Raw genomic sequence first — 13,983 nt, forward strand, 5'->3', positions numbered from 1 at the left:
GCGCAGCGCGTGTTCGTGCCGGGCAGCTGGGTGCCGATGGTCGTGATCCTCGGCGTCTTCAGCGTCAAGTTCGCCGTCGGCGTGCTGCTGGCGATGCAGCCGGCGCTGCGCACGCAGGCCACCTTCGTCGGCGCGGCCGCACTGCTCTACGGCGGCTTCAGCGGGCTCTTCTTCAGCCGCGGCATCGCGAGCTGGCAGGCCGGCCGCCACGCGCTGCGCGCGAGCCGCGCCTGAGCCCGGCCCACATCGGACCTGCCGCACAATTCCGCGATGCGCGACGCCTCCCCTGCCCACGAGTCCTTCACCGCCGCCGGCTTCGCGCGGCACGGGCTGATCGTCGTGGGCTTCAACACCTTCATCGGCATCGCGCTCGCGATCGGGCGCGGCGGCGACTGGCGCATCCAGATGGTCTATGCGCAGTGCATCGGCCTGAGCATCTGGGCGCTGATGGATTTCGGCCGGCTCGCCTTCAGTCCCAACCCGGAAACCGGCTGGCCCGAGGGCTGGCGGCGCGTCGCGCTGCAGCTGGGTGCGGTGCTCGGCGGCTACCTGATCGGCAGCACGATCGCCGACGCGCTGTTCGGCCGGCCGCTGCTGGACATGTGGCGCGGCTCGCCGCGCATGCTGCTGAGCTACCTGCTGATGTGCCTGGCGGTCAGCGCCGGCATCTCGTTCTACTTCCACGCCCGCAACCAGGACCAGCTGCGCCTGCGCCAGCTCGCCGCCGCCCAGCGCGACGTCGCGGAGCACCGCTTGAAGCTGCTCGAATCGCAGCTCGAGCCGCACATGCTGTTCAACACGCTGGCCAACCTGCGCGTGCTGATCGCGCTCGACCCGCCGCGCGCGCAGCAGATGCTCGACCAGCTGATCGCCTTCCTGCGCGCGACGCTGTCGGCCTCGCGGGCGCCGCTGCACCCGCTGTCGGCCGAGTTCGCCCGTGTCGGCGACTACCTCGAGCTGATGAAGATCCGCATGGGCGAGCGCCTGCAGACCGAGCTCGACCTGCCCGCCGGGCTCGGCACGCAGGCGGTGCCGCCGATGCTGCTGCAGCCGCTGGTCGAGAACGCGATCAAGCACGGGCTGGAGCCACACATCGAAGGCGGCCGGCTGGTCGTCAGCGCGCGCCGCGACGGCGATGCGCTGGTGCTGGATGTGCGCGACACCGGCGCCGGCCTGTCCGCGGCGCCGGCCGACGGCACGCATTTCGGCCTGTCGCAGGTGCGCCAGCGGCTGGCGACGCTGCACGGCGAGGCCGCATCGCTGACGCTGGCGGCCGCGGTCGACGCCGAGGGCGGCACGCTGGCCACCGTTCGATTGCCCTGGAGTCCGAGCGCATGAACACCACCGCATTGCAGGCCACCGCGCTGATCGCCGAGGACGAGCCGCTGCTCGCCGCCAACCTGAAGGCCGAGCTGCATGCGCTGTGGCCCGGGCTGCAGATCGTCGCCAGCGTGACCCACGGCGAGGCCGCGGTGCAGCAGGCGCTGGCGCTGCGGCCGCAACTGCTGTTCCTCGACATCCGGATGCCCGGCATGAGCGGCCTGGAGGCGGCGCATGCCATCGCCGAGGACTGGCCGGACGACGGCACGCCGCTGCCGGCGCTGGTGTTCGTGACCGCCTACGACGAGTACGCGCTGCAGGCCTTCGAGCGGGCTGCGGTCGACTACGTGCTGAAGCCGGTGCAGCCGGCGCGCCTGGCGCAGACCTGCGCGCGCGTGCAGGCCTTCCTGAAGCAGCGGGCCTCGGCCGGCGGCGACGCGATCGACGCCGCGCTCGGGCAGCTGCGCCAGTTGCTCGGCAGCGGCGCGCCGACGGCGCCTGCGCCGGCCGCCGCGCCGCTCACCGTGATCCAGGCGGCGGTCGGCAGCGCGATCCACCTGGTGCCGGTGGCCGAGGTGCTGTACTTCGAAGCGGCTGACAAGTACGTGCGGGTCGTGACGCTGGAGCGCGAGTACCTGGTGCGGATCTCGCTGCGCGAACTGCTGCCGCAGATCGACCTGCAACGCTTCTGGCAGGTGCACCGCGGCACGGTGGTGCGGTCGGATGCCATCGCCACCGCGCTGCGCGACGAGGCCGGCAAGATCACGCTGACCCTGCGCGGCCACGCCGACCGGCTCGTGGTGAGCCGGCTCTACGCGAACCTCTTCAAGCCGATGTGATCAGCGGCGGTGGCCGTCGTGGCCGCCGCGGTGGTCATCGCGGTAGCCGTCGTGGTCGTGGTGGTCGCGATGGTCGTGGTGGTCGTCGTACCCGCCACGGCCCCGCACCACCACCGGCACCGGCCGCCCGACCGGGTAGTAGCCGTGGTAGACCGGATACGGGCGGTAGACGACCGGGTACGGCCGATAGACCGGGCGTGGGCGGTACACCACCACCGGCGCAGGCTGCACGTAGACCGGTGCCGGTGCATAGGCGGGTTGCACGTAGACCGGCCCTGCATACACCGGCTGGGCATAGACCGGCCCGCTCGACACGACGGTGGTCACCGGCGGCAGGTTGACGCCGATCGACCATTGGACATTGGCGGCATGCGCGCCGGCGGTGGACAGCGCGCCCAGCAGGGCCAGCGCGGCGATGAACGGGGTCTTGCGATTCAACATCGTGAACTCCTTGTGGTCCGGACGCTGCGATCACAGCGTCATGGGTCTACAACGTCACAACGTCTGCCTGCGAAGACCGGTTTCCGTGTCGATTGGTAAGCCGCAGGTTTCTGGAAGGTTAAGTTGGCCGCTTGGCCGCCCCGCGCCTCCGCTTACTGACGGGCGCGGTGCATCGCGAACTCCAGCAGCGAGCGCAGGTCGCCGAGCTCGGTCAGCACCTCGAACGAGAAGCCGGCGCGCCCGGGGCGGTCGCTCAGCAGCAGTTCATCGAAGTACGCTGGCAGGCTCAGCGGCTTTTCCCACAGCGCGGCCAGCCGGTTGACGACATGCGGATGGCGTTGCGCCGTGGTCAATGGCTGGTAGCGCGGCGGCAGCGACGCGAGCCACTCCTCGGCGATGCCGCTGAGGCCGCACAACTGCGGTGCGCGCTTCGGCGGCGGGGGTCGGTGCTGCAGGCCGTGCGGCCCGTCCATCAGCGCCGACGGCGCGGTGGCCATCCAGCCGGTCTGGCTGGGCGAGAAGTCGAACATGAAGTTCGACGGACGCGGCGGTGTGTTCATGGCGCCGATTGTTCGACTGCATCACTCGGCTGAACAGACCGCGACGCCCCTCTGCTCGCGGGGGTGGATACATCTGGACACACCTTAGCGTGAGAAAAATCACGGCCCGGCAATCGCCCAGGCGCCTCCAGGGCCGCGAACTACAATGATTTCACGCTTCGCACCCCCGCGCAGCGCCTCCAACTCCTTGAATCCCCAGCGCATTTCATGAGCGATCCCCACAGCAAGGCACCCCCTGGCGAGTCCGCCGCCTCCGACGTTCGGCCGACCAATTTCCTGCGGCAGATCATCGAGCGCGACCTCGACCAGGGACGCTACGCGGGTCGCCACTTCGCCGGCTCCCCGGGTGACGCAGCCCACCAGGCCGGCGGACCGCTCGACGCGGCGCGCATCCGCACCCGCTTCCCGCCCGAACCGAACGGCTACCTGCACGTCGGCCACGCGAAGAGCATCTGGCTGAACTTCGGGCTGGCGCGCGACTTCGGCGGCGTGTGCCACCTGCGCTTCGACGACACCAACCCCGAGAAGGAAGAGCAGGAGTACGTCGACGCGATCATCGAGCTGGTGAAGTGGCTGGGCTTCGACTGGCGCAGCGACGTCAACGGCGCGCCGGTCGACCACCTGTTCTACGCGAGCAACTACTTCGACTTCATGTACCGCGCGGCCGAGGCGCTGATCACCGCCGGCCACGCCTACGTCGACGAGCAGAGCGCCGACGCGATGAAGGCCACGCGCGGCGACTTCAACACGCCCGGCACCGACAGCCCGTTCCGCAGCCGCACACCGGCCGAGAACCTGGCGCGCTTCCGCGAGATGCGCGACGGCAAATTGGCCGACGGCGCCGCGGTGCTGCGCGCGAAGATCGACATGGCGTCGCCGAACATCAACCTGCGCGACCCGGCGCTCTACCGCATCAAGCGCGCGACGCACCACAACACCGGCGACACCTGGTGCATCTACCCGATGTACACCTACGCGCACCCGATCGAAGACGCGCTCGAGCAGATCACGCACAGCATCTGCACGCTGGAGTTCGAAGACCAGCGCCCGTTCTACGACTGGCTGCTCGACACGCTGTGCGGGCTGGGCCTGCTCGCGCAGCCGCGCCCGCACCAGCATGAATTCGCGCGGCTGAACCTGACCTACGTGATCACCAGCAAGCGCAAGCTGAAGCAGCTGGTCGACGAGAAGCATGTCGACGGCTGGGACGACCCGCGCATGCCGACGCTGGCCGGGCTGCGCCGCCGCGGCTACACGCCGGCGGCGATCCAGCTGTTCTGCGAGCGCATCGGCGTGACGCGCGACTACAGCTGGATCGACTACGGCACGCTCGAAGGCGCGCTGCGCGACGACCTGGAAGCCAAGGCGCCGCGCGCGATGACGGTGATCGACCCGGTGAGGCTGAAGCTCGTCAACTGGGCCGAGGTGTTCGGCAGCGATGCGCACATCGAGCCCTGCCATGCGCCGGCGCACCCGCACCAGCCCGAACTCGGACAGCGCGAATTCGGCCTCGGCCCGCAACTGTGGATCGAGCGCGACGACTACGCCGAAACGCCGCCGAAGGGATTCTTCCGACTGTTCCCGGGCAACAAGGTGCGGCTGAAGTACGGCGTCATCGTCGAGTGCGTCGGAAGCGAAACCGATGCGAACGGCGAACGGGTCGTGCTGGCGAAGGTGATCCCCGACACGAAGAGCGGCACGCCGGGTGCGGATGCAGTGAAGGTCAAGGGCACGATCACCTGGGTCGGCGTGCACGATGGCGTTCCGGCCGAGTTGCGGATCTACGATCGGCTGTTCACCGAAGCCCAGCCTGATGCGGGCGGGCGCGATTACCTGACGGTGCTGAACCCGGGCAGCAAGAAGGTCGTGCAGGGCGTTGTCGAGCCGTCATTCGCGAAGGCGCAGCCGGACGACAAGTTCCAGTTCGAGCGGCATGGCTACTTCGTGGCAGACCGCATTGACTCCAAGCCGGGCCGGTTGGTCTTCAACCGCATCACCAGCCTGAAAGACAGCTGGGGGAAGTAGCCGTCACTCGACGACCTTGACCCGCTGCCCCACCGCCGGGTCCTTGCCCCCACCGTAAACGCCGTTGACCAGCTTCAGCTGCGCCTCGGCCTGCGGCAACGGCGACTGCTTCGCCAGCTCGGCGAACCCGCCGCGCGGGAACGGCACCGATTTCAACACCCACGGCTTCGAGGCGGCACGGTCGGCCGCGGTCAGCGCGCGGAACGAGGCTTCGGCCTCCTTCAGTCCGGCCGCGTTGCGCTGCAGCGCCGCGGCATCCTTCGACGCCTGCAGCAGCACGAAGTGGTTGTTCTGCGGCCCATCCACCACCGTCGCGACGATCGGGCGCGCTTGGCCCTGCTTCGTCGTCGCGGTGCCGGTGAAGCGGCTCGCCTTCAGGCCGTTCAGCTCGAGCTTGTCGAACTTGCCCTGCGTCGGCTTGAACACGCTGCGCACGATCTCCTCGTGCGTGCTGCCGGCCTTGGCCGGCGCCAGCATCACCACCAGCCCGGCATCGCCCGCCGCGTTGACCAGCGTGATGTCCTCGGCCGAGTTCTGCACCTTCCAGCCCTCGGGCGCCTTCAGCGCGATGCCCAGCGGCTCATGGTAGAAGCTGCGCCCGCGCGTCACGCCCTGCGCCCGGCTCTCGCCGAACGGCATGCCGGCGATCGCCTGCAGGTAGCGGTCGCGGCCCTCGTCGACATACGAGGCATCCTTCGCGTAGCCGTCGGCGATCGTCGTGATGTCGCGCAGGCGCTGGTCGTTGCTCGGGTGGGAGGCGAGCCAGTCGTTGCCGCCCGAGGCGCTGCGGCCCTCGGCCTTCGCGGTGTCGGCCGCGAACTGCTCCTGGCGCTTCAGCACCTGGATCACCTCGACCATGTTCTTCGGGTCGTAGTGGTTGCGCACCAGGTACTCGGCGCCGAGCTGGTCGGCCTGCGACTCCTGGTCGCGGCTGTACGACGCGATGTAGCCGGCCGCGACGCTCTGCGACACCTGGCTGGCCACGTCGCCGATGCCCAGCACCGCGCCGAGCACCGTGGCCGCGACCACGCCGATGCCGGCGGTCTGCTGGCGCGTCGCACGCTGCGCGCCGTGGCGGGCGGTGACGTGCCCGATCTCGTGGCCCATCACGCCGGCCAGGTCGGCCTCGCTCTCCATGTACGCCATGATGCCGCGCGTCACGTAGACGTAGCCGCCCGGCAGCGCGAAGGCGTTGACCTCGGGGCTGTCGAGCACGGTGAAGGTCCATTGCAGCTGCGCCCGGTGCGACTGCTTCGCCAGCCGCTGCCCGAGGTCGTTCACGTAGGCCTGCACCGGCGCGTTGTCGAGCACGGTGTATTCCTTCAGCACCTCCTGGTGGGCCTTCTTGCCTTCGGCGATCTCGGTCGGCTCGTCCATCACCGAGCGCTCGCTGCGGCCCGTCACCGGGTTGACGACGGAGGCGCAGGCGCCCAGCAGCGACGTGGCCAGCAACAGGGGGATCAGCAAACGACGCATGGCAGGGACCTTTTCCGGGAGTGCGGCCGGATGGTAGCCGCTGAGCGGGCCTGCCCCCATGCTTGCAGGGGCACGGGCGCAGGCGTACTGTCTCGCATAGGCTTCAGGGGTTCACGATGCACTTCAGATCGATCGTCGGATGGGCCGCACTCGCGGCATGCGTGGCAGGGCCGGCCGTGGCGGCAGGCTCAGCCGAGGTGCGCTACCAGCAGCCGGAGCGATTCTTCGATGCCGGCGAGACGGCGCGTGAACGCGATGACAACCTGCGCGCACTGACCGACCGGCTGCAATCGCTCGCCGCACAGAACCTGCCGACGGACCAGACGCTGCAGGTCGAGGTGCTCGACGTCGACCTGGCCGGCTACGTGCGGCACACCCAGCGCGGCGACTTGCGCGTGGTGCGCGACGACCACGACAGCGCGCGCATCTGGCTGCGCTACACGCTGGTGTCCAACGGCCAGGCGCTGCGTTCGGGCGATGCCGCGTTGAGCGACCTGGCCTCGCGCAAGTCACCGGGGCTGGAGCACGAACGCGGCCCCCTCAGCCGTGAGAAGGCCTTGCTGGCAAGCTGGTTCACGAACGAATTCGGCGCGGCGCGGGCCGCCGCGAACTGAGCCGCGCGCGGCCCGGCGCGATCACAGCCGCGGCTGCGTGGTCGGCCAGTCGTCGTGCCGGTCGGACTGGCTGTCGCCGGCCACCAGCGTGTTGCCCATGCCGAGCAGCTCGCGCGCCTGCTGGAGGCTGATCAGCTCGTCGCGCGACATGCGCGCATGGCTGCGGTGGCGCTCGATCTCCCACACCAGCTCGATCAGGTCGCGCTGGGTCTGCGCCGAGCGCACCTTGCCGTGCGTCAACGCGGCGAACAGCGGCGCATCGATGCGCAAGGTGTCGATCAGCAGCTCGCGCACCTGGGCGATCAGCTGCTGTTCGGACGACGGCTTCTCGACCTTCGGCGTCACCGGCGGCAAGGCTTCGGGCAGTTTGGCGCGCACGCGGCCCAGCGCCTTGTTCAGCACCGCTGTCATGCCGCCGGCAGCGGCGCGCGCGCCCGACCTGCGCGAAGGTTTCTGCGCCACGGCCACCGCCGAGTCGGGCGAGGACCACACGGTTTCTCGGGGCTCCACCGCCAGCGGAATGGTGTCGGACCACGGCACCGCGTCCACCAGCGGCACTTGCAGCGCCGGCTCGGGCTCGGGATGGCGCGCCGGCGGCGGCGCCGGCTGCAGCGCGATCGGCTCGTCGACCGGCGCATGGAGCGACGGCGCCACCACCGGTTGCGGCGGCAGCATCGAGGTGTTCGACAGGCGGGCCGGGTCGATCGGTACCGCCTCGGTGTGCTCGTCAAGCGTGAGCGGCGCGATGTCGGGGGCGCTCTCGGGGTCGATCCAGACGGGCGGTGCGGCCGGCTCGCGGGCGGCCGGAGGAGCTTCCTGCGGCATCGGCACGTCGAGGGCCACGCTGGTGAGCGTCGGTGCGTCGAGCGCGCCGGAGCCGCTGTCGATCGCCTCCGCCGCGGCGTGCTCTTCGGGCAGCTCGACCAGGCCCAGCCGCACCAGTTCCTCGAAGTGCCCGGTCTGCGCGCCGGCCTGGTGTGCAAGGCTCAGCACCTCGGCCAGCGTGCGGCGGCCGTCCACCAGGAACAGCACCGTGCGGTGCCGCTGACCGAGCCGCTGCGTGCGGGTGCGCAGCTCGTCATGGCCGCGCGAGGTCTTGGTGGGAACGGTGGGCACGGGCATCAGGGATCACGGGTCGAAGGCACCATTGTGGCGCGAGAACTGGTAACCGTCAGTGGTCACTTCGCTCGCGTACACAGGCGGGTTGAAGGCCGGATCGGACGGCACTCGCCCCTGTCATCGGCCCCTCGGCGCCGGCCTGTAGGGCGAGGCGCCCCGGGTACACACCCGGTTTCAACTCGAGCGTTCCAGATCAGAAGCGGCTGCGCGCCTTGCGCTTGTCGAGTTCGAGCAACTGGTTCTTGATCAGCGCCTGCAGCACGCGCAAGTTCGCCTCGGTCAGGCTGATGACGCTGGACGGCTCGTCGTCGTGGTTGGTCACCGTCTGCGCCAGTGCATCGACCTTCAGGTGCACCATGCCGTGGACGTCGTGGGCCATGGATTTGACGCGCTGGATTTCGATGTTGTGGGTCTTCATGAACGCTCTCCGCAGGCCCGCTGGCCGGACCAAGGGCGGCAGCGTACCGCAGGCGGGGCGCTGCGCTCGGCGGTTGGCAACAAAGATGCAGGAATTGTGCAGATGAAGCACGCTGTCGCTGCATAAAGCAACTCTACCGTCCACGGTGCATTTCATCCCAAGCCCAAGCAACCGTTCTCTGGAGCCAGCACCGTGACCCAAGCCCCTTCGCGCGCAGTTCAACTCCTCCGATCCCTTCTACAGGTCGGGCCGCTGCTGATCGTCGCCGCCTGCGGCGGCAACGGTTCGTCGTCCAGTGCGACGGCACCCGGCACGCCGACACTGGATTCGGCAACAGCCGGCGACACCCAGGCGGTGCTGGCGTTCACGGCGTCGACCAGCGGCGGGACGGCGACGACCTACAGCGGTGACTGCAAGGTCGGCACCACCACGAAATCCATCACTGGTTCCAGCAGCCCGATCACCGTGACCGGGATGACGAACGGGACCGCCTACACCTGCACGGTGACGGCGAGCAATTCGGCGGGGTCGGCGACGTCGACGAGCAAGAGCGTGACGCCGGTGGCGGCGTCTTCGGGGGGATCGACCGGTGGATCGACAGGCGGATCGACTTCAACGTTGGACACGACCAAGTTGCCCCGGGGGGACCTCTACATGACGACGACGACACCGCAGGTCGGGTATCTCTATCTCTGCTCCTCAAACGCCGGCAAGTATCAAAAGGGCGATGCAGGCCCCTGGTTCAACGGCACAAACAGTGGAACCACCACCACCGCCACCACTTGGGATCTGACCAAGAAGCTCTACCTCTCGGCCACAAAGGCGGCCACGGGGGCGTTGAGTTCCACCTTCTCCGTCAGCAGTTGGCCAAGCATCAGCGGAAATGGCCTGCCCGGTCACGACACCGGCGACTTTCCTATCACTGACGCCACCCTCAAGACATACGACGGCAATCCCAACTCGACCAAATCGAAAACCATCGCCTGGGGTTTGCCGAGCACGCCGACCTACCACGACACACCAAGCTGTGTCGGCTATGGCGCGATCGGTGTCTTCCTGACCGGCGCACGACTCTTTGCCGCAACAGACGCCGTCTCACGGGACGCCCGTGCGTGGGAAATCACCGATACCTGCGGCGGACATCCGTCGACCGATGCGTACCACTACCACAGCCTTCCCGCATGTGGCCTGACCGCCGATGTGGCAGGCCAGCACTCGGCATTGGTCGGCTATGCCAGCGATGGCTTCGGCATCTACGGCAATCTCGGCGAGGGCGGCACGCCGCTGAAGAGTTCCGATCTGGACAAGTGCCATGGCCACACTCACGCCGGAGCGTCAACGTCCGAGTATCACTACCACACGACCGACGACTTCCCCTACACCGTCGGCTGCTTCCGCGGCACGGCAGCCACGACGAACTGAGCGACAAGCCCAGGCCCTGGCACCATGAAGAGACGGCTCTTGAGGATCGCGCTGGCTTCCGGCTTCTTGCTGGTGGCCGGCGCTGCATGGTCGCTCTGGCTCGACTGGCGAAATCCGGGATCGGCCCTGGTGCACGACACGCTGCCCTTCTACGCGTCGGCCGACCTGCGCCCACGCTGGGATCGCGTCTCGTCGGTGCTCCAGGTCGATGGGTTCGAGTTCACCGACCAGCGCAAGACAGCCATCGACGATCGCTTGCTCGACAACGGCCCGACCGTCGTCAACCTGTTCTTCGCCGGCTGCGTGTCGGTGTGCCCGGTGTCGATGGACCTGCTGCGCACGCTTCAGGCGAGCTTGGGGAGCCAGGCGCCCAGGTTCGTGTCGCTGACGGTCTCACCGCTCACCGACGACGTGCGAGCCCTGGCCGACTACGCCGGCAAGTTCGGATTGCCCAAGGATTGGGTGCTGCTGACGGGACATCCGCAAGCCGTCGAGGCCTGGGCGCGCCGCAGCCTCTACTCCGACGTCACGAAGATCGGCCCGGACGGCCTGCCGCCCCACACCGAGCGCGCGTTCCTGATCGACCGGGGACACCGCATCCGCGGCATCTACGACGCGCGCTCGCCACACGAGATGGTGCGGCTGCGCTACGACATCGCCCGGCTGAGGCAGGAGGAGGCTCCCGCCTTCGCCGATCAGTCGATCTCGCCGTCTTCGCCATCCGAGGTCGCGGCCGTCGTGAGGCGATAGCCCTTGCCGCGGATGGCCACGATTCGAACCGCATCGGCACCGACCTCGCGCAGCCGCTGGCGCAGCCGCGACACATGCGCATCGACGACACGCGTGCCACCGATGCGGCCTGCCTTGGTCGCCGGAATGACGGCCTCGATGTCGGCTCGGCTGACCGGATGCGGCGCCCGATCGAGCAACAGCTTCAAGGTGTACAGCGACGAGATTCCCAGCGCGAACGGCACGCCTCGCACGTTGCAGGTCAGGCTCGCGGTATCAACCGTCAGCCCGGTGTCGCCCATCGCATCGTCGGCGCGAGCGACGCAGCCTTTGTGGATCCGCTGCCCGGCGTGCCGGATCAGCACGGCCAGCGCTTCTTCATGGGCCAGGTCGCCCCAGACGTGATCGAAGCCGAGTTCCAGCGCGAGCAGATGCACCAGGCTGCCGAAGGTCGGACCGTACAAGGCCACCGACGACACGCCCGCATCGCGCAGGGCTTCGAGCACGGCACCGAGCGGGACGTCGAGGCCGTTGGCCGCAACGATCGCCAGCTGGGCCGGGCCGGGGCGCGGCGCATGCACGATCACGTCGGCCACCGAGGCCACCAGGCACGCGCGTCCGAGGCTGGCGCAGACCCGCCGGAACCTCGCGCGATGCCGCTCGTCCTGTGCCACGACGAACACGGTGTCTGCCGGCGACGCGGCCGGCATGTCCATCGGTGTCTCGTCGGGCGCTTCGATCGCAGCATTCGTCGCTCCGCCTGCGCCGATGCCGGCCAAGGCGTCAGGCACCGCGCCTGCGGGGTTCGCGCAGGGCAGGCTCAACAGAAGAGGCTGCTCATCGGTGCGCCGGTGCAAGGTGTTCAGGGTATCCAAGGTAGTGGTCATGAAAGCTCGATCGATAGCGGCAGTCTCACGCCCCGCAGGCGCGACCATCCGGTGACCAGCAGGGCAAGCTTGCGTTGGCCGCGTTGCCCGTCTGGGGAAGGGAGATCGTCTGTTGGCGCCCTTTTTCGTCGGTGCGGTACTGGTAGCCCGCCATCGGCCCGTGGCCGACGGCATCGAGCGTGTAACCGCGTCCGTCACCACTGAGTGAGCAGTGAACCGAGAAATGTTCCACCTCGGCATCCGGAATCGCACATTTCCCGCCGCCCCCGTACTGCTGCTTGCGCTGGAAGAACTTTTCCAGCTGGATGCTGGCCACCGACAGTTCCATCAGCGCGGGCATGGCGCGCGATTTCTGGACCTGGGCGCTGTATCCGGGCAGCGCCACCGCCAGCGTCACCAGCGCGACCGCGAGGACCACGCTCAGTTCAACCAGGGTGAAGCCGCGAGAAGTCGTGTAGGTGGAAGTCATGGTTGCAATTTGTTGCGAGTTGGTGGGGTCGAATCATCGGGGTAACAGAATGCGAATGCCACCCACAAGTGCCCGTTTCGAGGGCAGCAAATGTCAACGATTGCGAACCCTCGTTGCCAAGTCGAGGCCTCTGCACCGAGCATGCACATACCTGCGCTTTGGACCCTGTCATCGCGCCGGCACAGGCCGACAACACCGACACCACTCCACGATCAACGACATCCCGCCATGCGCTTGCGAATGGTTCATCAATTGGCGCTGCTGCTGCTGGCAACGGTCACGCTGTCGGTGCTGTGCGTCATCGTCGGCGCGCTGCTCAGCCTGAGCGGTGGCGCATCCGACTACGTCCACGATCGCGAATCGCGCCGGTTGAATCGTTTTGCGGTCTACGTCGGCGAGCAGGCGAGTGCCCGCGGCGGTTTGCCGGCGGTGGCCTCCGATTTCGACGACATGCGCAGGCTGGTCGACGGCTTTCTCGCTCGCGAAGCCGACCCGCAGGAACCCGACATAGGCTCCCAGACCAGCCGGGTTCGGCAACCCGGCTTCGCGGGCCGCATCCGGATCCTCGACGCCAACGGCATGCGGGTGGCGGGCAGTCCCGCGGAACCGAGCGGCCGCACGCTGGCCCGCGAAATCCTCGTCAACGGCCGCGCGGTGGGCTCGGCCCTGCTGGACCTCGGCGATCAGACCAGCGACTCCGACATCGATTTCCTGCGCAGCCAGTACCAAGGTGTCGCGGTGGCCGCCCTCGTGTCACTGGCCGTCTCGATCGGCCTGGCCATGCGCGTCGCCCGCCGATGGAGCCGGCCGCTCGGCGCGCTGCAGGAGGTGACACGCAAGCTCGCCGGCGGCCACTTCGAATCGACCGAACCGTCATTCGATGGCCCGGAAGAGATCGTGCAGCTGTCGCACGACGTGTCGGCGATGGCGAACTCGCTGCGCCGCCTGGAGCTGACCCGCCGCAAGTGGATGGCCCAGATCTCCCATGAACTGCGCACGCCGCTGTCCGTGCTGCAAGGCGAGATCGAATCGATGGAAGACGGTGCACGCGAACCCAACCGCGCGCTCGTGATGAACCTCGGCGAAGAGATTCGCCACATGGTGCGCATCGTCGATGACCTGCACCTGCTGGCGGTCGCGGACCTCGGCAGCCTGCCTTGCCACAAGGTCGACCTGGATCCGCTGGACACGCTGGAGTACGTCGTTGCAAAGCTCGTCCGCCATCCATCCCTCGACGGCCTGGAGGTCGACGTGAATGCTGCCGCACCGCGCGTCGTGCGGGCCTCGTGGGACCCGGTGCGCATCGAGCAGGTGCTGCGGAACCTGCTGACCAACAGCGGCCGCTACACGTCGCGCCCGGGACGCGTGCGCGTGGCCTGGGCGCTGTCCGAGGACGCTCGGCAGATGCGGTTGACGGTCGAAGACTCGGCGCCTTGCGTCGACCCGGCCGACATCCCCCACATCTTCGAGCCGCTCTTCCGCGGTGACCGGTCCCGCCAGCGCAGCGGAACAGGCAGCGGGCTGGGCCTGGCGATCGTGCGTGCCATCGTGATCGCCCACGGTGGCACGGTCGACGCCAGCCCGTCCGCCTGGGGCGGCCTGGCCATGCAAGTGATGCTTCCGGTGAAGGCGCAGCAGCAAGGAGCCCCCGCGTGAACACCTCG

General features: G+C 68.6%; 15 protein-coding genes. 8 read left to right on the plus strand and 7 right to left on the minus strand.

Going from position 1 to position 13,983, the window contains the following annotated elements; all coding sequences use genetic code 11:
• The 3 genes from ACXJLU_RS21745 to ACXJLU_RS21755 form a co-directional block, all read left to right on the plus strand.
• Positions 1 to 234, plus strand: a 234-nt coding sequence (locus tag ACXJLU_RS21745) for a DUF6622 family protein (RefSeq protein WP_457334554.1), incomplete at its 5' end; no start/stop codon positions are given.
• A 36-nt stretch (positions 235 to 270) separates the two neighbouring features.
• Positions 271 to 1,338, plus strand: coding sequence for a sensor histidine kinase (locus tag ACXJLU_RS21750; protein WP_457334556.1), 1,068 nt, complete (start codon positions 271 to 273; stop codon positions 1,336 to 1,338).
• Complete coding sequence (locus ACXJLU_RS21755; protein ID WP_457334558.1) at positions 1,335 to 2,159, plus strand: LytR/AlgR family response regulator transcription factor; 825 nt, start codon at positions 1,335 to 1,337, stop codon at positions 2,157 to 2,159. The genes ACXJLU_RS21750 and ACXJLU_RS21755 overlap by 4 nt, the downstream gene beginning before the upstream one ends.
• Here ACXJLU_RS21755 and ACXJLU_RS21760 read toward each other — a convergent pair whose 3' ends face one another.
• Together ACXJLU_RS21760 and ACXJLU_RS21765 are read right to left on the minus strand one after the other, a co-directional pair.
• Entirely contained in the window at positions 2,160 to 2,600 is a 441-nt protein-coding gene (locus tag ACXJLU_RS21760; RefSeq protein ID WP_457334560.1) for a hypothetical protein, read from the minus strand.
• Positions 2,601 to 2,752: 152 nt separating this feature from the next.
• Positions 2,753 to 3,160 carry a hypothetical protein gene (locus tag ACXJLU_RS21765; RefSeq protein ID WP_073467154.1) on the minus strand — a complete coding sequence of 136 codons (408 nt, stop codon included), beginning with the start codon at positions 3,158 to 3,160 and terminating at the stop codon, positions 2,753 to 2,755.
• Between the two features lie 207 nt (positions 3,161 to 3,367).
• On the opposite strand from ACXJLU_RS21765, the gene ACXJLU_RS21770 reads away from it, so the two are divergent.
• Entirely contained in the window at positions 3,368 to 5,185 is a 1,818-nt protein-coding gene (locus tag ACXJLU_RS21770) for a glutamine--tRNA ligase/YqeY domain fusion protein (protein WP_457334562.1), read from the plus strand.
• 3 nt (positions 5,186 to 5,188) lie between these two features.
• On the opposite strand, the gene ACXJLU_RS21775 is transcribed toward ACXJLU_RS21770, so the two are convergent.
• The gene (locus ACXJLU_RS21775; RefSeq protein WP_457334564.1) at positions 5,189 to 6,661 is read right to left on the minus strand and encodes a M48 family metalloprotease; all 1,473 of its coding nucleotides are present in this window, start codon (positions 6,659 to 6,661) and stop codon (positions 5,189 to 5,191) included.
• 116 nt (positions 6,662 to 6,777) lie between these two features.
• On the opposite strand from ACXJLU_RS21775, the gene ACXJLU_RS21780 reads away from it, so the two are divergent.
• Positions 6,778 to 7,275, plus strand: a complete 498-nt coding sequence (locus ACXJLU_RS21780; protein WP_457334566.1) for a DUF3016 domain-containing protein — start codon at positions 6,778 to 6,780, stop codon at positions 7,273 to 7,275.
• 21 nt (positions 7,276 to 7,296) lie between these two features.
• Here ACXJLU_RS21780 and ACXJLU_RS21785 read toward each other — a convergent pair whose 3' ends face one another.
• Positions 7,297 to 8,391 carry a hypothetical protein gene (locus ACXJLU_RS21785; protein ID WP_457334568.1) on the minus strand — a complete coding sequence of 365 codons (1,095 nt, stop codon included), beginning with the start codon at positions 8,389 to 8,391 and terminating at the stop codon, positions 7,297 to 7,299.
• Between the two features lie 196 nt (positions 8,392 to 8,587).
• Positions 8,588 to 8,812 carry a hypothetical protein gene (locus ACXJLU_RS21790; protein ID WP_073467159.1) on the minus strand — a complete coding sequence of 75 codons (225 nt, stop codon included), beginning with the start codon at positions 8,810 to 8,812 and terminating at the stop codon, positions 8,588 to 8,590.
• 192 nt (positions 8,813 to 9,004) lie between these two features.
• On the opposite strand from ACXJLU_RS21790, the gene ACXJLU_RS21795 reads away from it, so the two are divergent.
• Entirely contained in the window at positions 9,005 to 10,234 is a 1,230-nt protein-coding gene (locus tag ACXJLU_RS21795; RefSeq protein ID WP_457334570.1) for a YHYH protein, read from the plus strand.
• A gap of 24 nt (positions 10,235 to 10,258) precedes the next feature.
• On the plus strand, positions 10,259 to 10,984 hold the full coding sequence (locus ACXJLU_RS21800) for an SCO family protein (protein ID WP_457334572.1): 726 nt from the start codon (positions 10,259 to 10,261) through the stop codon (positions 10,982 to 10,984).
• Here ACXJLU_RS21800 and ACXJLU_RS21805 read toward each other — a convergent pair.
• Positions 10,930 to 11,898: a winged helix-turn-helix domain-containing protein gene (locus ACXJLU_RS21805; protein WP_457334574.1), complete on the minus strand. Its 969-nt coding sequence runs from the start codon at positions 11,896 to 11,898 to the stop codon at positions 10,930 to 10,932. The genes ACXJLU_RS21800 and ACXJLU_RS21805 overlap by 55 nt on opposite strands.
• Positions 11,876 to 12,319 carry a type IV pilin protein gene (locus ACXJLU_RS21810; protein WP_457334576.1) on the minus strand — a complete coding sequence of 148 codons (444 nt, stop codon included), beginning with the start codon at positions 12,317 to 12,319 and terminating at the stop codon, positions 11,876 to 11,878. The genes ACXJLU_RS21805 and ACXJLU_RS21810 overlap by 23 nt, the downstream gene beginning before the upstream one ends.
• Positions 12,320 to 12,571: 252 nt before the next feature.
• Here ACXJLU_RS21810 and ACXJLU_RS21815 point away from each other — a divergent pair, with 252 nt between their 5' ends.
• Positions 12,572 to 13,975, plus strand: coding sequence for an ATP-binding protein (locus tag ACXJLU_RS21815; RefSeq protein WP_457334578.1), 1,404 nt, complete (start codon positions 12,572 to 12,574; stop codon positions 13,973 to 13,975).
• The last annotated feature ends 8 nt before the right edge of the window (positions 13,976 to 13,983 follow it).

The sequence above is a fragment of the Rhizobacter sp. P5_C2 genome, assembly GCF_054049715.1.

What these genes read in the sequence shown, in the direction of transcription:
- ACXJLU_RS21750 (WP_457334556.1), top strand. Translation starts at nt 271, where the DNA reads ATGCGCGACGCCTCCCCTGCCCACGAGTCCTTCACCGCCGCCGGCTTC.
- ACXJLU_RS21755 (WP_457334558.1), top strand. Translation starts at nt 1,335, where the DNA reads ATGAACACCACCGCATTGCAGGCCACCGCGCTGATCGCCGAGGACGAG.
- ACXJLU_RS21760 (WP_457334560.1), bottom strand. Translation starts at nt 2,600, where the DNA reads ATGTTGAATCGCAAGACCCCGTTCATCGCCGCGCTGGCCCTGCTGGGC.
- ACXJLU_RS21765 (WP_073467154.1), bottom strand. Translation starts at nt 3,160, where the DNA reads ATGAACACACCGCCGCGTCCGTCGAACTTCATGTTCGACTTCTCGCCC.
- ACXJLU_RS21770 (WP_457334562.1), top strand. Translation starts at nt 3,368, where the DNA reads ATGAGCGATCCCCACAGCAAGGCACCCCCTGGCGAGTCCGCCGCCTCC.
- ACXJLU_RS21775 (WP_457334564.1), bottom strand. Translation starts at nt 6,661, where the DNA reads ATGCGTCGTTTGCTGATCCCCCTGTTGCTGGCCACGTCGCTGCTGGGC.
- ACXJLU_RS21780 (WP_457334566.1), top strand. Translation starts at nt 6,778, where the DNA reads ATGCACTTCAGATCGATCGTCGGATGGGCCGCACTCGCGGCATGCGTG.
- ACXJLU_RS21790 (WP_073467159.1), bottom strand. Translation starts at nt 8,812, where the DNA reads ATGAAGACCCACAACATCGAAATCCAGCGCGTCAAATCCATGGCCCAC.
- ACXJLU_RS21800 (WP_457334572.1), top strand. Translation starts at nt 10,259, where the DNA reads ATGAAGAGACGGCTCTTGAGGATCGCGCTGGCTTCCGGCTTCTTGCTG.
- ACXJLU_RS21805 (WP_457334574.1), bottom strand. Translation starts at nt 11,898, where the DNA reads ATGGTCGCGCCTGCGGGGCGTGAGACTGCCGCTATCGATCGAGCTTTC.
- ACXJLU_RS21810 (WP_457334576.1), bottom strand. Translation starts at nt 12,319, where the DNA reads ATGACTTCCACCTACACGACTTCTCGCGGCTTCACCCTGGTTGAACTG.